Origin of the sequence: Streptomyces venezuelae, assembly GCF_008642355.1 — a bacterium.
Taxonomy (GTDB): domain Bacteria; phylum Actinomycetota; class Actinomycetes; order Streptomycetales; family Streptomycetaceae; genus Streptomyces; species Streptomyces venezuelae_B.
In genome coordinates this window covers 2207782-2230275 of the sequence record NZ_CP029193.1, presented here as the reverse complement: position 1 = coordinate 2230275, position 22494 = coordinate 2207782, and the positions used below count along the sequence as shown (strand labels likewise).

Annotated in this window: 17 protein-coding genes; 8 read left to right on the top strand and 9 right to left on the bottom strand. The window is 71.2% G+C overall.

The window, feature by feature from the left end; all coding sequences use genetic code 11:
- Positions 1–4: 4 nt before the first annotated feature.
- Positions 5–868: a carbohydrate ABC transporter permease gene (locus tag DEJ47_RS10335; RefSeq protein ID WP_150175542.1), complete on the bottom strand. Its 864-nt coding sequence runs from the start codon at positions 866–868 to the stop codon at positions 5–7.
- A 41-nt stretch (positions 869–909) separates the two neighbouring features.
- Positions 910–1764, bottom strand: coding sequence for an ABC transporter permease (locus tag DEJ47_RS10330; RefSeq protein WP_150167088.1), 855 nt, complete (start codon positions 1762–1764; stop codon positions 910–912).
- Positions 1765–2063: 299 nt separating this feature from the next.
- On the opposite strand from DEJ47_RS10330, the gene DEJ47_RS10325 reads away from it, so the two are divergent.
- Complete coding sequence (locus tag DEJ47_RS10325; protein ID WP_398333698.1) at positions 2064–3107, top strand: hydroxyacid dehydrogenase; 1044 nt, start codon at positions 2064–2066, stop codon at positions 3105–3107.
- Positions 3108–3704: 597 nt separating this feature from the next.
- Here DEJ47_RS10325 and DEJ47_RS10320 read toward each other — a convergent pair.
- Together DEJ47_RS10320 and DEJ47_RS10315 are read right to left on the bottom strand one after the other, a co-directional pair.
- Positions 3705–4331 (bottom strand): DUF305 domain-containing protein, encoded by a 627-nt coding sequence (locus tag DEJ47_RS10320; RefSeq protein WP_398334524.1) that lies wholly within the window; start codon positions 4329–4331, stop codon positions 3705–3707.
- A 34-nt stretch (positions 4332–4365) separates the two neighbouring features.
- A complete protein-coding gene (locus DEJ47_RS10315) occupies positions 4366–5031 on the bottom strand; it encodes a DUF3105 domain-containing protein (protein WP_150167084.1) in 666 nt (221 codons plus the stop codon).
- Between the two features lie 221 nt (positions 5032–5252).
- Here DEJ47_RS10315 and DEJ47_RS10310 point away from each other — a divergent pair, with 221 nt between their 5' ends.
- Positions 5253–5699 (top strand): RrF2 family transcriptional regulator, encoded by a 447-nt coding sequence (locus DEJ47_RS10310; protein ID WP_150167082.1) that lies wholly within the window; start codon positions 5253–5255, stop codon positions 5697–5699.
- 11 nt (positions 5700–5710) lie between these two features.
- Here DEJ47_RS10310 and DEJ47_RS10305 read toward each other — a convergent pair whose 3' ends face one another.
- Complete coding sequence (locus DEJ47_RS10305; protein WP_150167080.1) at positions 5711–6928, bottom strand: globin domain-containing protein; 1218 nt, start codon at positions 6926–6928, stop codon at positions 5711–5713.
- Between the two features lie 334 nt (positions 6929–7262).
- Here DEJ47_RS10305 and DEJ47_RS10300 point away from each other — a divergent pair, with 334 nt between their 5' ends.
- From DEJ47_RS10300 to DEJ47_RS10290, 3 genes are all read left to right on the top strand, one after another.
- Positions 7263–8624, top strand: a complete 1362-nt coding sequence (locus DEJ47_RS10300; RefSeq protein ID WP_055564891.1) for a glutamine synthetase family protein — start codon at positions 7263–7265, stop codon at positions 8622–8624.
- 195 nt (positions 8625–8819) lie between these two features.
- Complete coding sequence (locus tag DEJ47_RS10295; RefSeq protein ID WP_150167078.1) at positions 8820–11276, top strand: molybdopterin oxidoreductase family protein; 2457 nt, start codon at positions 8820–8822, stop codon at positions 11274–11276.
- Positions 11273–11740: a hypothetical protein gene (locus DEJ47_RS10290; RefSeq protein ID WP_150167076.1), complete on the top strand. Its 468-nt coding sequence runs from the start codon at positions 11273–11275 to the stop codon at positions 11738–11740. The genes DEJ47_RS10295 and DEJ47_RS10290 overlap by 4 nt, the downstream gene beginning before the upstream one ends.
- Here DEJ47_RS10290 and DEJ47_RS10285 read toward each other — a convergent pair.
- On the bottom strand, positions 11724–12161 hold the full coding sequence (locus tag DEJ47_RS10285) for a VOC family protein (protein WP_150167074.1): 438 nt from the start codon (positions 12159–12161) through the stop codon (positions 11724–11726). The two genes, DEJ47_RS10290 and DEJ47_RS10285, sit on opposite strands and share 17 nt — an antisense overlap.
- 128 nt (positions 12162–12289) lie before the next feature.
- On the opposite strand from DEJ47_RS10285, the gene DEJ47_RS10280 reads away from it, so the two are divergent.
- Entirely contained in the window at positions 12290–15283 is a 2994-nt protein-coding gene (locus tag DEJ47_RS10280) for a bifunctional [glutamine synthetase] adenylyltransferase/[glutamine synthetase]-adenylyl-L-tyrosine phosphorylase (protein ID WP_150167072.1), read from the top strand.
- A gap of 79 nt (positions 15284–15362) precedes the next feature.
- Here the strand turns inward: DEJ47_RS10280 and DEJ47_RS10275 are convergent, their stop codons facing one another.
- On the bottom strand, positions 15363–16520 hold the full coding sequence (locus DEJ47_RS10275) for an amidase domain-containing protein (protein ID WP_223828298.1): 1158 nt from the start codon (positions 16518–16520) through the stop codon (positions 15363–15365).
- Positions 16521–16721: 201 nt separating this feature from the next.
- On the opposite strand from DEJ47_RS10275, the gene DEJ47_RS10270 reads away from it, so the two are divergent.
- The gene (locus tag DEJ47_RS10270) at positions 16722–18824 is read left to right on the top strand and encodes a transglycosylase domain-containing protein (protein ID WP_190415357.1); all 2103 of its coding nucleotides are present in this window, start codon (positions 16722–16724) and stop codon (positions 18822–18824) included.
- Positions 18825–18848: 24 nt separating this feature from the next.
- Here the strand turns inward: DEJ47_RS10270 and DEJ47_RS10265 are convergent, their stop codons facing one another.
- On the bottom strand, positions 18849–20096 hold the full coding sequence (locus DEJ47_RS10265; RefSeq protein ID WP_150175538.1) for a hypothetical protein: 1248 nt from the start codon (positions 20094–20096) through the stop codon (positions 18849–18851).
- 310 nt (positions 20097–20406) lie between these two features.
- On the opposite strand from DEJ47_RS10265, the gene DEJ47_RS36825 reads away from it, so the two are divergent.
- Positions 20407–21609, top strand: coding sequence for a DUF4157 domain-containing protein (locus DEJ47_RS36825; RefSeq protein WP_398333670.1), 1203 nt, complete (start codon positions 20407–20409; stop codon positions 21607–21609).
- Here DEJ47_RS36825 and DEJ47_RS10255 read toward each other — a convergent pair.
- Positions 21602–22465, bottom strand: coding sequence for a phosphatase PAP2 family protein (locus DEJ47_RS10255; RefSeq protein WP_150167070.1), 864 nt, complete (start codon positions 22463–22465; stop codon positions 21602–21604). The two genes, DEJ47_RS36825 and DEJ47_RS10255, sit on opposite strands and share 8 nt — an antisense overlap.
- Between the last annotated feature and the right edge of the window lie 29 nt (positions 22466–22494).

Here is a 22494-nt window from a genome sequence, read left to right as displayed (position 1 = left end):
GGTATCAGCTCTTGATGGCGCCGGTGAGCACGCCCTTGGTGAAGTACTTCTGCAGGAAGGGGTAGACGAGCAGGATCGGCACGGTGGCGATCACCAGGACGGCCATCTGCGTCGTCTGCGGCGCGGAGACCATGCCGGCCTCGCTCAGGCCGGTGTCGGCGATCTGCGAGCCGCCGATGACGTACGTGCGCAGCACCTGCGACAGCGGCCAGTGGCCGGACTCCATGTAGATGGAGGCGTGGAACCAGGCGTTCCAGTAGCTCACGGCGTAGAAGAGGGAGACCACGGCGAGCGCCGCCTTGGAGAGCGGGAGCACGATCCGCCAGAGGATCTGCCAGTCCCCGGCGCCGTCGAGCCTGGCCGCCTCGTACAACTCCTCGGGTATCCCCTGGAAGAAGCCGCGCAACACGATCAGGTTGAAGACGTTGATGAGCACGGGCGCGATGAGCGCGGCGTACGTGTCCATCATTCCCATGCCCTTGACCAGCAGGAACGCGGGGATCATGCCGGGCGGGAAGAGGAAGGTGAACAGGATCAGGAGCAGCACGGGCTTGCCGCCGAAGACACCGGGGCGGGCCAGCGCGTACGCGAGGAAGGTGGTGCACGCGAGCGAGAAGAGCGTGCCGATGACGGTGAGGCCGACGCTGACGCCGAGCGCCTTGGTGACGATGCCGCCGTTGAGGATGGTCCGGTAGGCGCGCAGGGTCGGATCGCTCGGCCACAGCACCCAGCCGCCGTTCTCCACGACCTCGCGGTTGGAGGCGAGGGAGGTCGAGACGATGACGAGGAACGGAACGAGCACGAGCGCGAGAACGACGGCCACCGCGACGCCCTTGGCGACCTTGGTCGCGGCCCGCGGCTTCTCCATCCAGGCGGGACGCGTGACCTTTGCCGCACGGGTACCGATGCTCACTTGTAGACCCCCTGTTCGCCGAGCCGGTGGGCGATCCGGTTGGCGGTGAAGACGAGCGCAGCGCCGACGACGCCCTTGAACAGGCCCGCGGCCGCGGCGTAGCCGGTGTCGCCCCCGACGATGCCCTGCCAGAAGACGAAGGTGTCGAGCACCTCACCGACCTCGGGGCCCACCGACTGCCGCTGCAGCAGCATCTGTTCGAAACCGACGGAGAGGATGTCACCGAGCCGCATGATCAGCAGCAGGATGACGATGGGCCGGATGCTCGGCAGCGTGACGTGCCAGAACCGCCGCCAGGGGCCGGCCCCGTCGATCGCCGACGCCTCGTACAGCTGCTCGTCGACCTGCATCAGCGCGGCGAGGAAGATGATCGTCCCCCACCCGGCGTCCTTCCAGATCACCTCGATGACGACGAGCGGCTTGTACGCGTCCGGGTTGCCGATGATGTCGACGGTGTGCAGCCCCGAGTCGCTCAGGAACGTGTTCAACAACCCCGTGTCACTGAGCACTTGCTGAAAGAGTGCGACCACGACGACCCACGACAGGAAGTGCGGCAGATAGATCACGGACTGCGTGAAACGACGCAGCAGATCCGAGGTCAGGCTGTGCAGGAGCAGCGCCAGGGCGAGCGGTGCGGGGAAGAAGAAGACGAGCTGCAGCACGGCGATGAACAGGGTGTTCCACGTCGCGTGCCAGAAGTCCGGGTCGCCGAACATCCGCGAGAAGTTCTCCGTGCCCACCCACGGGCTGGCCCACAGTCCGTCGAAGGGGACGTACTCCTTGAAGGCCACGGCGTTGGCGACGAAGGCGCCGTAGTGGAACACCAGGAAGTACACGAGGCCCGGCACCATGAGCAGCACCAGGACGCGCGTGCGCTGAAACCGTTTCCACAGTGCGCCGCGCCCTGATGTGGTGGCATTTGATCCGTTATCGCTTCTCCCGGGCGGCTTCACCGCCCCGGTTTCCGCCCGTTCCTTCGTCACCGTCGGCACGGCAACCCCTCCGTCGTCGGAATAAGGTGCCCGGAATCTAAAGCGGTTACTTCGCCCGGTCAACCCCCTTCGCCTCGTGTTCTCTTGACCACTCTCCCGGATTGGTCCTAGCCTCCAGACGCTGGTTGGTAACCGGTTACTACGAGGGACGGTCACGCGTGGCAGAAGAGGCAGAGCGGGCGGATCGGCGGGAACGGAGCGGGGGCGGGCCGCCGTTCGCGGCGCTGGCCATGGGCGTCGAGGTCGCGGACCGCGTGTTCACGGCCGACCTCCGCGAACGGCTCGCCCGCAGCGTGGCGTTGTCCCCGCTGCTGCTGTCCGGACCGCTGACGACGCCCGAGGCGCGGGCGGTGCTCGCGGACACGGAGATCCTGGTCACGGGGTGGGAGTGCCCGCCCCTGACCTCAGAGATCCTCGCCTTCGCGCCCCGGCTGCGCGCGGTCGTCCACGCGGCGGGCTCCGTCAAACCGATGGTCACCGACGCGGTCTGGGACCGGGGCGTCGTCGTGTCCTCGGCGGCGGACGCGAACGCGGATCCCGTCGTGGCGTTCACCCTCGCGGCGATCACGTTCGCGGCGAAGGGGGCGCTGCCCGCGGCGGCCGGCTACGCCTCCGGGTGGCCGTCCTTCACCGACCGCACCGGCGCGGACGCGCGCACGATCGGCGTCGTCGGCGCGTCGCGGATCGGGCGGCGCGTGATCGCGGCGCTCCGGTCCTCGGATGCGGGCTGCCGCGTTCTCCTCACGGACCCGTACGTGGCTCCCGCGGACGCCGTGGCGCTCGGCGTGGAACTCGTGGAGCTGGCGGAACTGTGCGCCCGCAGCAGCATCGTCACCGTCCACGCGCCCCAACTCCCCGAGACGGAGGGGCTCCTGAGCGGCGACATGCTGAAGCTGATCCCCGACGGCGGCGTCGTCATCAACACGGCTCGGGGGGCGTTGGTCGATACGGAGGCGTTGGCGCGGGAGTGCGGTTCGGGGCGGCTGGACGCGTTCCTGGACGTCACGCATCCGGAGCCGCTCCCTCCGGGGCACGCGCTCCTTTCCCTGCCCAACGTGCTGGTGACCCCGCACATCGCGGGGGCGCAGGGGAGTGAGGTGCGGAGGCTGGGGGAGTACGCGGTGGGGGAGGTCGAGCGGTACGTGGCCGGCCTCGCTCTGCGCGGGCGCCTTCTTCGTGGGGATCTGGCCCGCCTGGCGTGACCTGGCCCCTGGGCCTCAGGCACCCCGACCCCGCCGCTCCGCGGCGGATCACACCCACCCGCCCGCTCACCCCGCACCGCCCTGTGCGGGTAGGAGCGCCACCCACGCCGCTTCGCGGCGGATGCTCCCCACCCGCCCACCCGTTTGCCCCGCGACGTCCAGCGGGAGTAGGGGCGGGTGGGGGGGGCTGCTGCACCGATCGGGCCGGTAGGCGCGGCCCACCCCCACCCGGCCGCAGGCGCAAGCGCTCGCGAGGGGACGTGGGGGTATGTGCGCACGGAGCACCGAGCCCACCGGGGCGGCAAGGGGCATTGTGCGTGGCGCAGGGATGGCGAGTACGTACATACCCCCGCGGCCCCGCCCCTCCGACGGGCCCTGGGCGCCCCCGCCCCCACCGGGCCGCAAGCGCAAACGCCCCCGCCCCACAGACGGAAGGCGCCCCCGCCCCGCCCCCACCGGGCCGCAAGCGCAAGCGCGCCCCGCCTCGCAGACGGACCGCAAGCGCGCCCCGCCTCGCAGACGGACCGCAAGCGCGCCCCGCCCCGCAGACGGACCGCAAGCGCCCCCGCCCCACCCCGGCCTACCGCCCCCCGCCAGTCACCGCTTCGCGCCCCGCGCCTTCAGCATCGACGACATCAGCTCGATCTCCGACTCCTGCGACTCCACCATCCCCCGCGCCAGCCTCCGCTCCGCGGACACCTCGCAGCGGTCCACGCACCCCTGCGCCATGTGGACCCCACCCCGGTGGTGCCGGGTCATCAGTTGGAGGTAGAGGATCTCCGCCTTCTCGCCGCTGAGTTCGCCGAGCCGCTTCAGCTCCGCCCCCGTAGCCATCCCCGGCATCAGCGCGCCGTCCTTGCCGGGTGGCATGTCGCCCATGCCCATCCACTCCATCGGCGCCCCTTCCGGCACCTTCGGCAGCTCCCACAGGTCCAGCCATCCCAGCAGCATCCCGCGCTGGTTGGCCTGCGTCTGGGCGATGTCGTAGGCGAGGCGCCGTACGTCCTCGTCGTCGGTACGGTCCCGCACGATGTAGGACATCTCCACCGCCTGCTGGTGGTGGACCGCCATGTCGCGGGCGAACCCCGCGTCGGCCGACGAAGTCGCGGGCGAGCCGCCCGAGTCGGAGTCCGTCGAGGCCACCGCCGCCGTGATCCCGCCCCCGGCGACGACCGCCGCGACGACCCCGCCGACGATCCAGTTGGTACGCCGCCTCACGCCGATCCCCACTTCACCGCGCCCGTCCCGCCCACCGGCCTCACTGTCCCAGACCGTTCGTGCACGCCGCCCCCGGCTCCGGCGTCTGCTTGCCCTGGACGTACGTCGAGAAGAACTCCTTGACCTTCGGGTCGTCCGCGCCCGTGACCGTCCGCTGGTGTGCCCACGCGGTCAGCATGACGGGGTCCTTCTGGTCCTTCACCGGGCTCATCAGCGAGTACGGCGTTGCCTTCACCTTCGCTTCGAGCTTCTTCAGGTCGGCCGGCTTCGCCTTGTCGTTGTACGTGACCCAGACGGCACCGTGCTCCAGGGAGTGCACGGCGTTCACCTCCGGGATCTCCTTCTTGTAGACGTCGCCGTTGCAGTTCATCCAGACCTGATTGTGGTCCCCGCCCACGGGCGGCGTCATCGGATAGTCCACGGTCTTCGTGACGTGCGTACGGCCGAGCTTGCCCCAGACCTTCTCGCCGTCCGCCGAGACCTTGTACTTGGGCCAGTCCTGCGCGCTGTTCTTCGAGTCGGAGTCCGAGTCGTCGGAGGCCTTGTCGACGAGGAAGTAGCCGCCCACGCCCAGCGCCGCGACGACGACCGCGCTGACCGTGATCGTCAGGGCCCGGCCCCGGCGCTCGCGTGCGCGCTCGGCCCGGCGCATCTCCTCTATCCGGGCCTTGCGGGAAGCGTTGCTCGTGTTCTTGGCGGAACCCATGGTGTGTCCTTCTGCGGAAAGGGACGGACGGGACGACGAACGAGTCCGCTGATCGTAATCGGAGGAGGGGCCGTACCACAGGGCGTACCGCACGCCGTCCTACCGGACGTCCTACATGACGTACGACAGCCCGTACCACGGAACGGCCTTCCGGCTCCGTCCTCCCACCGGCGCGACGGAGCAATTTGAGCCACCGCCGCGCGTTCCCTACGCTCGGCCGTATGCGGCTCCTGCGCTCCACCGACCTGGCACTGCGCACCCTCATGCGCCTGGCCGTGGTGGACGGCGCGGACGGCGCCCCCACGACGCGCGAGGTCGCCGCCGACATGGCGGTGCCGTACACCCACGAGACGAAGGTCGTCGCCGAGCTCCAGAAGATGGGGCTCCTCGAGGCCCGCCGGGGCAGGGGCGGCGGGCTCGCGCTGACCGAGGCGGGGCGCCGCGCGTCGGTCGGCGCGCTGGTGCGGTCCTTCGAGGGCACGGGCGACGTCGTGGACTGCGAGAGCGGCACGCCGTGTCCCCTGAGCCCGGCATGCCGCCTGCGTGACGCGCTGCGCAGGGCGCAGGAGGCGTTCTACGCCTCGCTGGACCCCCTGACGGTGGAGGACATGGTCGCGAGCCCGACGGGTCCGCTCCTCCTGGGCATCACGACCCGCCCCACCGCCTGACCCATCGGCGCTCAGCTCCGGGCCAGCCAAAGGTCCGGTCCGAACACCTCGTAGTGGATGTCGGCCGCGGCGACCCCGCGTGCGAGCAGCTGGGAACGGATCGCCCGCATGAACGGCAGCGGCCCGCACAGGTACGCGCGCGTGCCGGCCGGGACCGCAGGCAGGGCCGCGAGATCGGCGTACCCCGTGAGCTCCGCGGGGTGGCCCTGCTCCGGCCGCTCGTAGAAGAAGTACGCCGAGCCGTCCGGGAGCTTGGCGGTGTACGCCTCGTGGTCGGCCCGCAGCGCGTGCTCCGCGGGTGAGCGGTCGGCGTGTACGACGGTCACCGGCGCCCGGTGCCCCGACGTGGCGAGCTGCTCCAGCATGGCGATCATCGGCGTGACACCGATCCCCGCGGTGGCGAGCAGCAGCGGAACATCCGCGTCCGTCTCGCCGAGGACGAGATCGCCGTACGGCGCGGAGACGCGGAGGACATCGCCCTCCCGCACGCGCGCGTGCAGATGGTTCGAGACCTCTCCGTCGGGCGTGCCCGCCTCGCCCCGCACCCGTTTCACGCAGATCTGCCGTACGTCGAGCCCGCCGTGTCCCGCCCCCGACAGGCTGTACTGCCGTATCTGCCGCGCCCCGTCGTCGAGGCGCACCTGCACGGACACGTACTGCCCCGGACGGAACCCCGGCGCGGGCGCCCCGTCGGCGGGCCGCAGCCGGAACGTGGCGACGTCCTCCGTCTCCTCCACGCGCCCGACGACCTCCCACTCGCGCCACGTGTTCTCGCCCGCCGTGACGCCCTGCTCGGCGTAGAGGCGGGCCTCGATGGCGATGAGGGCGTTGGCCATGAGCCAGTAGACGTCGTCCCACGCCGCGGCGACCTCGGGCGTGACGGCGTCGCCGAGCACCTCGACGATGGCGGCGAAGAGGTGCCGGTGCACCGTCTCGTACTGGTCGGGGGCCACTCCGAGCGACGCGTGCTTGTGCGCGATGCGGTTCAGCATCACGTCGGGCCGCTCGTCGGGGTGCTCCACCAGGTGCGTCGCGAAAGCGGCGATGGAGCCTGCGAGGGCCTGCCGCTGCGTGCCCGCGGCCTGGTTGCCGCGGTTGAAGAGGTCCCTGAGCAGCTCGGGATGGGCGGTGAAGAGCCGGTCGTAGAAGCGCTCGGTGATCGCACCGATCGCCGCTCCGACGACGGGAAGCGTGGCTCGGACGGTCGCGGCCGACGGTTCTGACAGCAACGTGGGCTCCTCGGTGCCTGGTGGCGATGGGCAGGGCTCGGTAAGGGAGGGTTGCGCCCCCCTTGTCTGCTTCGATCCTCAAATTAGCATCTCAAATGCAACTTATAGAGGCGGGGGTCGGGCCGACGATCGGGTGGCAGTCGGAGCCCGCCGCCGTTACGGCCGACCGGCGCAGCAGGCACTATGGGCACAGAGCGGCAAGCGAAACGGCTCGAACGCCGCGCACGGGGCCCGCAACGCGCACGAAACCAAGGAGTGGGATGCTCGTGTGCCCGGTGTGTCCCTGGGCGCGAATGCAGGTGGCCTGACCAGCAAGGATGGGTGGAAGCGGAAGATGAACAAGCAGCAGGAATTCGTGCTCCGTACGTTGGAGGAGCGCGACATCCGGTTCGTGCGCCTGTGGTTCACGGACGTCCTCGGCTTCCTCAAGTCGGTGGCCGTGGCCCCGGCCGAACTGGAGCAGGCCTTCGACGAGGGCATCGGCTTCGACGGCTCGGCCATCGAGGGCTTCGCCCGGGTGTACGAGTCGGACATGATCGCCAAGCCGGACCCGTCGACCTTCCAGGTGCTGCCCTGGCGCGCCGAGGCCCCCGGCACGGCCCGCATGTTCTGCGACATCCTGATGCCCGACGGCTCCCCGTCCTTCGCGGACCCGCGCTACGTGCTGAAGCGCGCCCTCGCCAAGACCTCCGACCTGGGCTTCACCTTCTACACCCACCCCGAGATCGAGTTCTTCCTGCTGAAGGACAAGCCGCTGGACGGCTCGCGGCCCACCCCCGCCGACAACTCCGGCTACTTCGACCACACCCCGCAGAACGTGGGCATGGACTTCCGCCGCCAGGCCATCACGATGCTCGAATCCATGGGCATCTCGGTGGAGTTCAGCCACCACGAGGGCGCCCCCGGCCAGCAGGAGATCGACCTCCGCTACGCCGACGCGCTCTCCACGGCCGACAACATCATGACGTTCCGCCTGGTCATGAAGCAGGTCGCCCTGGAACAGGGGGTGCAGGCCACCTTCATGCCGAAACCGTTCTCCGAACACCCCGGCTCCGGCATGCACACCCACCTCTCCCTCTTCGAGGGGGACCGCAACGCGTTCTACGAGTCCGGCGCCGAGTACCAGCTCTCCAAGGTCGGCCGCTCCTTCATCGCGGGCCTGCTGCGGCACGCCGCCGAGATCTCCGCGGTCACCAACCAGTGGGTGAACTCGTACAAGCGCATCTGGGGCGGCTCCGAGCGCACCGCGGGCGCGGGCGGCGAGGCACCCTCGTACATCTGCTGGGGCCACAACAACCGCTCCGCGCTGATCCGCGTCCCGATGTACAAGCCCGGCAAGACGGGCTCGGCCCGGGTCGAGGTCCGCTCGATCGACTCCGGCGCCAACCCCTACCTCACCTACGCGGTGCTGCTCGCCGCCGGCCTCAAGGGCATCGAGGAGGGGTACGAACTCCCGCCGGGCGCGGACGACGACGTGTGGGCACTGCGTGACGCCGAGCGCCGCGCCCTGGGCATCGAGCCGCTCCCGCAGAACCTGGGCGAGGCCATCGCGCTCATGGAGAAGTCCGAACTGGTCGCCGAGACCCTCGGCGAGCACGTCTACGACTTCTTCCTGCGCAACAAGAAGCAGGAGTGGGAGGAGTACCGCTCCGAGGTCACGGCCTTCGAGCTGCGGAAGAACCTGCCGGTCCTCTGAAACCTGCCGGTCTCTGACACCTGCGGGTGTCTGACACCTGCGGGTCCTCCCACACCTGCCGGTCCTGCACCACCCGGGTGAAGTCGTCCCGCCCGTCCGCCGCCCCTGATATGCCCCGGCGCAGGCCGGGTACCCGTGCCGTGCCGCGTGATCGCGTGGCACGGCGGGTGCCGTGGGGGCGAGGAGGAGGCAGGCGTGGACGCCTCGGTGGACCGGATCGCACGGCCGTGGGGCAGCCGCACCCCGTACGACCGGCATGAGCCGTGGCCCGCACGGGTCGACACGTTCCTCGCGGACGGCGTCGAACCCGGCGCGGTGACGGACTGGGTGCAGGCCGCCTCGATCCTGCACTCCGACGGCGACGCCATGGACATCGCCGTCGTCGACGGGCGCATCGCGGGGGTGCGCGGCCGAGCGGGCGACCGGGTCAACCGGGGGCGGCTCGGCCCCAAGGACCTGTTCGGGTGGCAGGCGAACGCATCGCCCGACCGGCTGACCAGGCCGTTGATCCGCCGGGACGGGCGGCTCGTGGAGTGCGACTGGGACACCGCGATGGAGCGGATCGTGAGCCGGTCGCGCGAACTGCTCGCGGAGAGCGGCCCCGGCTCGCTCGGCTTCTACACCAGCGGGCAGCTGTACCTGGAGGAGTACTACACCCTCGCGATCCTGGCCCGTGCCGGCATCGGCACCCACCATCTGGACGGCAACACGCGGCTCTGCACGGCCACCGCCGCCGAGGCGCTGAAGGAGTCCTTCGGCTGCGACGGACAGCCCGGCAGCTACGACGACGTCGACCACGCCGACACGATCGCCCTCTTCGGGCACAACATCGCCGAGACCCAGCCCGTGCAGTGGATGCGCATCCTGGACCGGCTAGCCGGGGGAGACCCGCCCCGGCTGCTCTGCGTCGACCCGCGCCCCACGCGCGTCGCCCGCGAGGCCGCCGTACATCTGGCGCCGCGCGGCGGCACCAACGTAGCCCTCCTCAACGCGCTCCTGCACGAGATCATCCGCACCGACCGCGTCGACCACGACTACCTCGCGGCGCACACCATCGGCTTCGACGAGCTGGTGTCCGAGGTGGCGGAGTGCACGCCCGCGTGGGCCGCCGGGATCTGCGACGTGCCCGCCGCCCGTATCGAGGAGGCCGCCGAGCTCGTCGGCACCGCCGACCGGCTCCTGTCCACCGTCCTCCAAGGCGTCTACCAGTCCCACCAGGCCACCGCCGCCGCCGTGCAGATCAACAACCTGCACCTGATCCGCGGCATGCTGGGGCGGCCCGGCGCGGGTGTCCTGCAGATGAACGGACAGCCCACCGCCCAGAACACCCGCGAGTGCGGTGCCGACGGCGACCTGCCCGGGTTCCGCAACTGGCAGAACGACGACCACGTCGCCGACCTGGCACGCGTGTGGAACGTGGAACCGGAGACCATTCCGCACTTCGCCCCGCCCACCCACGCCATGCAGATGTTCCGCTACGCCGAGCAGGGCTCGATCCGCATGCTCTGGATCAGCGGCACCAACCCCGCCGTCTCCCTGCCGGAGCTCGCCCGCGTCCGTGCGATCCTCGGTCAGGAACGCCTCTTCGTCGTCGCGCAGGACCTGTTCCTGACCGAGACCGCGCAGCTGGCCGATGTCGTCCTGCCCGCGGCGACCTGGGGCGAGAAGACCGGCACGTTCACCAACGCCGACCGCACCGTGCACCTGGCCGACAAGGCCGTCGAGCCCCCCGGCGAGGCCCGCCCCGACCTCGACATCTTCCTCGACTACGCCGCCCGGATGGACTTCCGCGACAAGACCGGCGGACCCCTCGTCACCTGGCACGACCCGGAATCGGCGTTCGAGGCGTGGAAGCGGTGCAGCGCAGGACGGCCCTGCGACTACACCGGACTGAGTCATACGAAGCTGCGTGGCGGCAGCGGGATCCAGTGGCCCTGCAACGACGACGCGCCGGACGGCACGGACCGCCTCTACACCGACGGCATCAGCTGGGCGCGGCCCGACCACTGCGAGACGTACGGCAAGGATCTGCAGACCGGCGCGGCGACCGACGCCGACGAGTACCGCGCGTCCAACCCCGAGGGCAAGGCCATGATCAAGGCAGCCGCCTACCTGCCGCCCCATGAAGCGCCCGACGACCGGTACCCGTTCCAGCTCACCACCGGCCGCACCCTCTACCACTTCCACACCCGCACCAAGACGGGCCGCGCGCCCCAGCTGAACGAGGCCGCCCCCGACGTCTGGGTGGAGGCATCCGCCGCCGACGCGGGCGCCCTCGGCCTCGACGAGGGCGACCTGGTCGAGGTCAGCACGGATCGCGGGTCCCTGCGGGGGCGGCTGCGGGTGACCGGCATCCGTGCGGGGCTGCTGTTCGTCCCCTTCCACTACGGCTACTGGGACACCAAGGCGGGCAGCGGCCCGGACGGCGAAACCCCTGGGCGTGCCGCCAACGAGACGACCGTGACCGACTGGGACCCCGTCTCCAAACAACCCCTGTTCAAGACGGCCGCGGCCGCGCTGCGCCTCGTCGAACGCGCACACGGCGAGATCGCCTCCGCGCCCACGACCACCGCGTCCGCGCCGGCCCGCCACGGCTCCGTACCGGACACCACGGGCGGCCCTTCCGCCTACGTCACCGAGGACACCGCATGAACGGCATCGGCCTCACCCTGCGCGCCCTCCACCGAGGCGAGTGCCGACTGGCCGCGGACCTGCTCGCCGCCGCCGACCGGCACCGCGCCGACCACGAGGTCCGCCACGTCGCCACGGACCTCGCCCACTGGTCCCGGGAACACGCCCGGCGCCTGACAGAGGCCGGGGCAGGGCCGGAACCCGCCGCCCACGAGGACACGCGCACCGCCTGCCCCGGCCCCGACCCGGAGGAAGGCCACCGCGGCCTGTCCCTCCTGCGCGACCTGCGCGCCCTCCACCTCGCCGCGGTCGACAACTCCCTGCACTGGGAGATGCTCGCCCAGGCCGCCCGGGCCACGCGCGACGAGGCGCTGCTCGTCCTCGCCTCGGAGTGCCATCCGCGGACGCTGCGGCAGATGCGCTGGACCAACACCGTGATCAAGAACATCGCGCCGCAGGTCCTGGCCGTCAGTCCTGCGCGGTGATCGCCTCCCGCAGCGGCGTGGTCGCCCGCACCCGGTACTCCTGGATCGCCCAGCCGTTCCCGTCCGGGTCCTTGAAGTACATGAACGTGCCGCCGTCCTGCGGCGCGTGCTGCACCGGCTCCGAGACGTCGAGCCCGCGCGCGACCAGCTCCGCGTGCGCGGCCTTCGCGTCGGCGACGCACAGCTGCAGGCCCTGGTAGGAGCCGACGGCTGGCCTCGGGCCCGCCATCGTCTCCCAGAGCGCGTCGCCCGCCAGCGCGATGGAGCAGCCCGACCCCGGCGGGGTCAGCTGGACGATGCGCATGCCGGGCATGACCTCCGTGTCGATGTCGACGTGGAAGCCCAGCTTCTCGCTGTAGAACTCCTTCGCCCGGTCGATGTCGCTGACCGGAAGCGGGATCACTTCGAGTGTGTATTCCATGGTCCGCAGTACACCAGGGAGTTGAGCCCCTGTCAGCGGCCGTGCGCAGGGTGTCGCGGGGTGGCCGGGCGCCGGTTCGCCGGGGAGGCCTTAGGCTCGGGCCGAGGAGTGATCGAACGGAGGCTCGCATGACGGTGCCGCAAGGGCGACGAAGCAGTACGTTCACACGGCTGCTGCGGCACGGCTTCACCGACCCGTCAACCGCCGAGCGGCTCCTCGACGACCCCGCGCTGAGCGCCCTGCGCGACGACCCGCTGCTCCTGGACGCCCTCGGCGCCACCGCCGACCCCGACCTGGCGCTGCTCGGCCTGGTCCGGCTCGTGGAGGCGCAGGGCGACGACCTCGGACGGCGCGAGCTCCTCGACACCCTCGTCACCGCCAAGCCCCTGCGCGACCGCCTCCTCGGTGTGCTTGGCGCCTCCGAGGCCCTCGCCGACCACCTGGCCAGGCACCCCCTGGACTGGCGTGCCCTCGTCACCTACGAATCGGCGGACCTGCACCCCGGCGTGGCGGAGTTCGAGCGGGGCCTCGCCGACGCCGCCGATCCCGAGTCGCTGCGCGTCGCGTACCGTCGCTGCCTGCTCTCCATCGCGGCCCGCGACGTGTGCGGCACGACCGACGTCGCCCAGGCGGCGGCCGAGCTCGCGGACCTCGCCACGGCGACGCTGCGGGCGGCGCTCGCCCAGGCCCGCGCGGCCGCGCCCGGCGACGCCGCGCAGTGCAGGCTCGCGGTGATCGCGATGGGCAAGTGCGGCGGTCACGAGCTGAACTACGTCTCCGACGTCGACGTCATCTTCGTCGCCGAGGCCGCCGAGGGCACCGACGAGGACAAGGCGATCCGGGCCGCGACGCGCCTCGCCTCGCACATGATGCGGATCTGCTCGGAGACGAACGTCGAGGGCACCATCTGGCCCGTCGACGCGAACCTCCGTCCCGAGGGCAGGAACGGCCCCCTGGTGCGCACGCTCTCCAGCCACCTCGCGTACTACCAGCGCTGGGCCAAGACCTGGGAGTTCCAGGCGCTGCTCAAGGCCCGCCCTGTCGCGGGCGACCTCGCGCTCGGCGAGGAGTACGTAGAAGCGCTCGCCCCGCTCGTCTGGCAGGCCGCCGAACGCGAGAACTTCGTGCCCGACGTGCAGAAGATGCGGCGCAGGGTCATCGAGAACATTCCGGCGGGCGAGGTGGACCGCGAGCTGAAGCTCGGCCCCGGCGGGCTGCGCGACGTCGAGTTCGCCGTGCAGATGCTCCAGCTGGTGCACGGCCGCAGCGACCGTTCGCTGCGGAGCGGCTCGACGCTCGTCGCGCTCCAGGCGCTCGGCGCGGGCGGCTACGTGGGGCGCGTGGACGCCGCCCAGCTCGACGACGCGTACCGCTTCCTGCGCTCCCTCGAACACCGCATCCAGCTCTACAAACTGCGCCGCACCCACCTCGTGCCCGAGGACGACGCCGACCTGCGGCGCATCGGCCGCTCCCTCGGCATGCGCACCGAGCCGATCACCGAGCTCGGCCGCGCCTGGAAACGGCACACATCCGTCGTGCGCAGGCTCCACGAGAAGCTCTTCTACCGCCCGCTGCTCGACGCCGTCGCCCAACTCGCCCCGGGCGAGGCGCGGCTGAGCACGGAGGCGGCCCGCGAACGCCTCGTCGCCCTCGGCTACGCGGACCCCAGCGCGGCGCTCAGGCACCTGGAGGCACTGGCGTCGGGCGTGACCCGCAAGGCGGCCATCCAGCGCACCCTGCTGCCGGTGCTCCTCGGCTGGTTCGCGGACTCCGCCGACCCCGACGCGGGCCTCCTCGGCTTCCGCAAGGTGTCCGACGCGCTCGGCAAGACCCCCTGGTACCTGCGGCTGCTGCGCGACGAGGGTGCCGCCGCGGAGAACCTCGCCCGCGTCCTGTCCGCCGGACGCCTCGCCCCCGACCTGCTGCTGCGCGCCCCCGAGGCCGTCGCCCTCCTCGGTGACCAGGGCGGCCTCGAACCGCGCGGCCGCGCCCACCTGGAGCAGGAGATACTGGCCGCCGTGCGCCGCGCGGAGGGCGCCGAGCACGCCGTGACCGTGGCGCGCGGGGTACGGCGCCGCGAGATGTTCCGCACCGCCGCCGGCGACCTCATCGGCACGTACGGCACGGAGGACAGCCCCGCCGAGGCCGACCCCGGCACGCTCGTGGACCGGGTGGGCGACGCCGTGTCGGACCTGACGGCCGCCACCCTCGCGGGCACGCTGCGCGCCGTCGTCCGCGAGGGCTGGGGCGACACGCTCCCCACCCGCTTCGCCGTCATCGGCATGGGCCGCTTCGGCGGCCACGAGCTGAGCTACGGCTCGGACGCGGACGTCCTGTTCGTGCACGAGCCGCGTGAGGGCGCCGACGAGCAGGAGGCGGCGAAGGCGGCGGCGAAGGTCGTCGCCGAGATGCGCAGGCTCCTGCAGCTCCCCTCCGCCGATCCGCCGCTGCTCATCGACGCCGACCTGCGCCCGGAGGGCCGCAGCGGCCCGCTGGTGCGCACCCTCGGGTCGTACGAGGCGTACTACCGCCGCTGGTCCCTCGTCTGGGAGTCGCAGGCGCTGCTGCGCGCCGAACCGGTCGCGGGCGACGAGGAGCTCGGGCGTGCCTTCATCGAACTCGTCGACCCGCTGCGCTACCCCGCGGAGGGCCTCGGCGAGGACGCGGTCCGCGAGATCCGCCGCCTCAAGGCCCGCATGGAGGCGGAACGCATGCCGCGCGGCGCCGACCCGACCCTCAACGCGAAGCTGGGCCGCGGCGGTCTCTCCGACGTCGAGTGGACCGTGCAGCTCCTGCAGCTGGAGCACGGCTGGGCCGAACCGGGGCTGCGCACGACCCGGACACGGCAGGCGCTGGCCGCGGCCTGCGCGGCGGGGCTGATCCCGACGCAGGACGCGGCGACCCTCGACGAGGCGTGGGTCCTCGCGGCACGCGTCCGCAACGCGGTCATGCTGGTGCGCGGCCGGGCGGGCGACACGTTCCCCTCCGACGGCCGCGAACTGGCGGCGGTCGCCCGGTACCTGGGGTACGACCCCGGCCACGTCGGCGAGATGCTGGACGACTACCGGCGCATCACGCGCAGGGCGCGGGCGGTCGTGGAGGAACGGTTCTACGGGGCCTGAGCGCCGACCCCGGAACCTGCCGGGACTGCCCCGCCGAGCCTGTGGCCCGGCAGCGTCACAGCTGCCGGGCCCCGGTCCACTACGTGCGGTACGCGAAGTAGCGCGCGTCGGGGTAGGACGCGATCAGGCTCGCGAGCGACCTGCGGTAGGTGTCGGTGGAGTGGTAGGTCAGGTACGGCATGCCCTGCCTGTTGCGGTACGTCACCAGCATGGTGTGGTCCTTGGACCCGTTCTTGTCGAAGTCCACCTGCAGGACGTCGCCGACGTCAAGCTGATAGGCGCTCGTCAGGTTCGGGGCCCGCCGGTTGGACAGCGTGAACCAGGCCCATTCGTTCACCCCGACCCAGGAGGTGCTCTGGCCCGCGCTCTCGTACCACCAGTTGCGGTAGTCGTAGGCGGAACCGGGGACGGGCTTCCAGCCGCCCGCCTTCAGCGCCTGGCTGACGAAGTTGGTGCAGTCGCCGCCGGCTCCGTTGAACTTGCGGTAGGCCGGGTTGTAGCTGCGCCAGTACTTCTCCGCGTACCGCGCCATGGCGGAGTAGTCGTAGGTGCCGGCCGTCTTGCCCGAGGGCATCGGCGTGGTGGGGTACTTGGTCGAGGCGGGTGTGCCGTCCGGGTACTGGTTGCCGTCGTCCTCGACGGTTCTCGTCCGGGCCGCCGCGGGCTCGTCGACCGCGACAGGGCCCTGGTTGCGCGAGGTGATCGCGGTCAGCTGCCAGCCGCCGTCCTTCGTGTTCGCGAGCTTCAGCTCCTGCCGCGTCGAGAACGCGGTGGTGCGCGGCCCGCCCTCGCGCACCTTCTTGTACGTCAGCGTCGACGACGCGGTGACCTGGACGGTCGCCGTGCCGCCGGTGAGCGTGGCACTGTCCACGACGACGCGGGTGTCCGCCTTCGTGTAGGCCTCGCCGAGCTGGGCCAGACGCGACTTGCGGGCGCGCAGCGACCGCAGCGCGGCGTCCTCGTCCGTCCGCAGCCGCCCGGACATGCGCGGCGTCACCGCTCCGGTGTCCTGGCCGCCGCGCCCCGCGTGGTCCTCCACCAGGGCCTGGGTGCGCCGGGACAGGACATCGTCGGCGATGCGGGCGAAGGTGGCGAGTGTCCGCTGGTCGGCCTTGCGGGGCGCACCACCGGCGTCCGCGTGCGCCGGGGGCGCGAGCAGGCAGCCGCACATCACGGCCGCGGCGACCCCGGTGAAGGCGGCGGGTCTGTATCTCTTGGGTATCGCTATGGATATCACTGCGTTTCCTCTTCCGTTGCCCGATCACCCCGACCGGGGCACGGAATCTTGACACAAGTGCGGGCCCTTCCCGAGCCGTTGCCCCCTCTTCGCGGAACCCGAAAGCTGCCGGACCGGACGGCCGGGGCCCCGCGAGCCCGGCCGTACGCCTCCAACTGCCTCTAATGTGAGCGCCAGAGCGCTACAGAGGAGGCACACGGGGTGGGTGCGCGCAAGAGGGCCGCAGGCCAGGGCGGCGGGAGACGGCGGGCGGCACAGGGGGAACGCCGCGCGGCGACCGGCCGACGCAGGAAGTCCAGGCAGCGGACCACGGGCGGCATACCCGGCGCCCTCGCCGGGGTGCGGGGGCAACTGCGCCGGCTGCGTCCGGCCTACCCCCGGCCGGGCCGCAGCGGTTGGCGCCGGTGGCTGCCTTCGTGGCGCCAGTGGCTCGGCGCTTTCCTGTACCTGGCGCTCGCTCTGACCGGCTTCGTCACGATCGCGTACGCCACCACGGACATACCGGACGACCTCAACTCGTTCGCCACGCAACAGGACAATGTGTACTACTGGTCCGACGGCAGCGTCATGGCCCGCACCGGCTGGGTCATCAGGCAGGAGATCCCGCTGAAGAGGGTGCCGCCGAAGGTCCGGGGCGCCGTCCTCGCGGCCGAGAACGCGAGCTTCTACTCGGATGCCGGCGTCTCACCGAGCGGTGTCCTGCGTGCGGCGACCGCCGCGATCACCGGAGGAGAGACGCAGGGTGGGTCGACCATCACCCAGCAGTACGTGAAGAACGTCTACCTCAGCCAGGACCGCACCCTGTCCCGGAAGTTCACCGAAGCCCTGCTCGCCGTGAAGCTGGACAACCACACGAGCAAGGACAAGATCTTCCAGGCCTACCTGAACACGAGCTGGTTCGGGCGGGGCACCTACGGCATCCAGCGCGCCTCGCACGCCTACTACGGCAAGGACGTCTCGCGCCTCAACCCCAGCGAAGGCGCCTTCCTGGCCTCTCTCCTCAAAGGCGCCGGACTCTACGACCCGGCCCTCGGCAAGGAGAACCGTGAGCGGGCCGTCGACCGCTGGAACTGGATCCTGGACCGCATGGTGGCGACCGGCCACCTCACCCAGGCCGAGCGGGCCACCTACAAGAAGTTCCCCGAACCCACGAAGTCGGGCTCCGGCGACATCCCCGGCGCGCGGACCGGCTATCTGGTGGAGCTGGCCAAGCGGCACGCGATCAAGTCCGGACACATCACCGCCGCCGACTACGACCTGGGCGGCTACCAGATCCGCACGACCTTCGACCGCAAACGCACCAAGGCCCTGACCGCCGCCGTTCACCGGGCCGAGAAGGACTTCGACGCCGAGCGGCGGCCCGACACCGACGAGCACGCGAAGATCGGCGCGGCGAGCGTGGCCCCCGACGGCCGGCTGCTCGCCGTGTACGGTGGCCGCGACTTCCTGAAACAGGGCTTCAACCAGTCCAACGCGACGACCATTCCGGCCGGTTCGGCGTTCACCCCCTTCGTCTACGCCGCCGCGCTCGAGGACGGCGTCAAGCGCACCCGGGAGGGGGACCGCACCCCCGTCTCCCCGGCGAGCGTCTACGACGGCGACGACAAGATCGCCGTGAAGACGCCGGAGGGGCCCTACTGGGACCGCAGCGGCAAGGTGGTCAAGGGCCGCAACGAAGGGGGCCGCGACTGGGGCCAGGTGACCTTGCGCCAGGCTGTCGCCGACTCCGTGAACACACCTCTGCTCCAACTCGGCCTCGACGTCGGCCTGGACCGGGTGGAGAAGTACGCCCTGCGGGCGGGACTGCTCCCCGCCAGCCTGGGAGAACGGATACCCGTGTTCGCACTCGGGGAGAACTCGACGCCCAGCGCCATCCGGATGGCCGGTGCCTACCAGACCTTCGCCGCCCACGGCATGCACACCGACCCGTACTCGGTGAGCTCGGTGACCCGGGCCGGGGACGCCGTGCCGCTCGCCGTACCGCGACCCGCCCGTGCGATGTCGGAGAAGACCGCCCAGGCGGTCACGGACGCCCTGCGGACCACCATGACCGACGGGTCGGCGAAGACGGCGGGCGCGGCACACCCCGCCGCCGTGGGCAAGACCGGGACGACCACGGCGAACACGGCGGGATGGTTCGTGGGAGGCACCCCCGACGAGACCACGGCCGTGGTCGTCTACCGCATGTCGCTCAAGGACCTGGTGCCCCTGTCGCTCAAGGGGCTGGGCGGCGACGCTTCCGCCACATCCGCCAGCCGGCGAGCAGTGGATCTGTGGACCCACTACATCAAGGCACTCACCTAGGGCGTGTGGGGCATGCCGCCCCCGCTACCTGATGAGCGACTTCCACTTCGGTGCCTGCGCCGGGTCGAGCAGGCGCAGCCGGTCCAGGACCTTCGGGTCCTGGACATCGAGCCAGTCGGCCAGCTCGCGGAACGACACGCAGCGCACTTCCTTGCGCGGACACACCTTGCGCATCACGTCCTCGACGGCGTTCATGTAGATGCCGCCGTTCCAGTCCTCGAAGTGGTTGCCGATGAACATCGGCGCCCGGCTGCCGTTGTAGACGCGGTTGAACCCGTTCATGTACGACGTGGCGACCTGCTTCTCCCACGCCGGGAACTTCGCCGGGTCGCCCTGGGTGCTGTCACCGGACTGGTGGTAGAGGAAGTTGAAGTCCATGGAGAGGACCTGGACCTCCTTGCCCTCCAGGGGCAGGAGTTGCAGAGGAAAGTTCCACATGCCCCCGGCCTTGGACGGCCATATCTGGAAGTCGCCGGACGAACTCGCGTCGTAGCGCCAGCCGAACGGCTCGGCCGCGGCCAGCAGGTTCTCCTGGCCCTCCAGACAGGGCGCACGGCCGCCGACCACTTCCCGGTCCGGATCGAAGGGCAGGGGCTTCTCCTCGGTGAACCCGGTGTTGGTCTTCCACTCCTTCATGAACGCGTACGTCTGCTCGATCTCGCTCTTCCACTCCGCGGCGCTCCAGTCGCCGCCGCCCTTGGGACCGCAGAAGTGCCCGTTGAAGTGCGAGCCGATCTCGTGCCCGTCCTTCCAGGCGCCGCGCAGCTGCTCCAGCGTGGTCCGGATGTGCGGGACGGTCGGATACGAGATGGCGGCCGCGCCCTGGTTGTGCTGCGGCGGACGGTAGAGCGACTTCTTGCTCTCCGGCAGGAGGTAGATCCCGGTGAGGAAGAACGTCATGTGCGCCCCGCTCTCCCGCGCCACCTGGCGGAAGTGGGAGAAGCGGCGGTCATCGCCCTCCAGTGCCCCGTCCCAGGAGAAGACGACGAACTGCGGCGGCTTCTCGCCGGGCTTCAGCTTCTTCGGCTTGAGCTGCCCGCGTTGGGGCCCGGTGTACGAGGTGGAGCCGTCCCCCAGCACCCGCACCTTGCCGTCCCACTTCTCCTCGCCCTTCTTGGCCCGCTTGGCCGCACGCGCCTTCTGCGCCGCACTGCCCGAAGAAGCGGACGCGGTGCGTCCGGAGCCGCCCCCGTCCCCGGAGGAGTCGGCCAGAGCGATGACCCCCGTGGTGGCCGCCCCGCCCAGCCCGATCACAGCCGCGACCACGGCCATCTGCTTGCGCCGCCGCGCCTTCGCACGCGCCTTGCGGGCGGCACGGGACCCGGCGCGGGCGGGTTCAGTGCCGTCGGGTTCGATCACTGCGGTCCCACCCCGTGTCCAGCGCGGCAGGGCCACGCGTGAATTGTTTGTATGAATATAGGACCGACAGCGTGGGTGTGCGCACCCCGGGTCGCTTCAAAGCGCTCACCCCGACGCCCCCCGCTGCCCCATCAGACGCCCGACACTGCCCCTGCGCACCTGGTCCGGGGGCCGTCCCATGGCGTATTCAGGAAGAGTTCGAGTCCGTCTGCCTGGAGGCCCCATGCGCGCCCGTGAAACCGCCCGACCCGCCGACGGGGAGCGCGCAGGCCGCGTACCGGCCCGCGGCACCGCGTCGTCGTCGAGCGCGGAGGGCAGCATGTCCGCGCAGGAGATCCGGGCCCTGCAGCGCAGCGCGGGCAACGCCGCCGTCGTCCGCGCGGTGCAGCGCTCCTCCGTCCACGACGTGCTCCGCGGCGGCGGACGCCCCCTCGACACGGGAACCCGCACGGACATGGAGGCCCGCCTCGGCGCGGACTTCTCCGACGTACGCCTCCACGACGACAGCGCCGCGAAGGCCTCCGCGGCCGAGGTCGGCGCCCGCGCCTACACCTCCGGCAACCACGTCGTCATCGGCGACGGCGGCGCCGACCGGCATACGCTCGCCCACGAGCTGACGCACGTCATCCAGCAGCGGCAGGGCCCGGTCGCGGGCACCGACAACGGCTCGGGCCTCAAGGTCTCCGACCCGTCCGACCGGTTCGAGCGCGAGGCCGAGGCCAACGCCCACCGGGTCCTCTCGGGCCCGGCGCCCGCGGCCCGCACCGAGACGGCCGCGCACGACCACGGGGCCGCGGACCACGCCGGGGCCGCCGTGCAGCGCGCCCCCGCCACACAGACCCAGACCGCTCCCCGCGTGGACTGGAACCAGCTCCTGGACATCATCGTCGGCTCGGACCGTACGCTCGCCGGGTTCCAGTTCGGGTCCGAGTGCCGGAACAACGGCGGCAACAACCTCATCTCCCGGCCCGTGGAGGTGACCGTCACCGCGGGCGGCACCACGGCCCGTCTCGCCGTCCACCTCAACGTCATGCTGACCAGCGGCGGCGAGGTCCGGGACCGCAAGACCGGTGCGTCCACGGCGGCGATCAAGGGCTCCCTCTTCCACCTGACCGCCCGCCCGATGGCCGGCCAGAACCTGATCCACGAGGCGGGCGCGTCCAGCCTCACGGCCCAGGAGTCGATCCACGTGGGCCGCAACAACGCCGAAGGCTGGAACAACCGCCCCGGGAACACCCAGACCCTCGCCGGCGCCGTCGACGTGCCCCGCGACGCCCTCCTCGCCGCGCTGGACGCCAAATACCCGCACAGCGGCATCGAGGACCTGATCGAGCGCTTCAAGAGGGACGTCGGCCGCGCGGTGATCCACGGCCTGGCACCGGAGGTCGTCCACGTCAACTGGGACGGGGACGAGTCGTTCAGGTAGACAGACGGTCCGGCGCGGCCACATCGCGCGGCAGTGCGTACGGCATCGCGCCGTACCAGAACCGCACGACCGCGAAACCGAAGGCCAGGCAGAGCATGCCGCCGACCGCGTCGAGCCAGAAGTGGTTGGCGGTGGCCACGATGACGACGAGCGTCGCCACGGGGTAGAGCAGGCCGAGCACCTTGGCCCACGGGACCGAGGCCAGGGCGAAGATGGTGAGGCCGCACCACAGCGACCAGCCGATGTGCATGGACGGCATCGCCGCGTACTGGTTCGACATGTTCTTGAGGTCGCCGGAGGCCATCGAGCCCCAGGTCTGGTGGACGACCACGGTGTCGATGAAGTGGGTGCCGTTCATCAGACGCGGCGGGGCCAGCGGGTAGAAGTAGTACCCGACCAGAGCGACCGCCGTCGTCGCGAAGAGGACGAGACGCGTGGCCGCGTACCGCCCCGGATGCTTGCGGAAGAGCCAGACGAGGACACCGAGCGTGACGACGAAGTGCAGGGTCGCGTAGTAGTAGTTCATGCCGACGATGAGCCATGTCACCGAGTCGACGGCGTGGTTGACGCTCTGCTCGAACGCTGTCCCCAGGTCGTGCTCGACGCGCCAGATCCAGTCCGCGTTGCGCAGCGCCTGCGACTTCTGCTCCGGCACCGCGTTGCGGATCAGCGAATACGTCCAGTAACTGACGCCGATGAGCAGGATCTCGAACCACAGACGCGGCCGGCGGGGCGTTCGGAGGCGACGGAAACGACGCAGCCCGTTCCGCCCATTGCGGCCGTTCTTCGCGTCCGCGACGGGTGATGAGGCGGGCTTCTCACGGCCCTCAAGTGTCGTCACGGTCGTCTCACCCATAGGGACAGAGTCTGCCAGATCCCCACCCT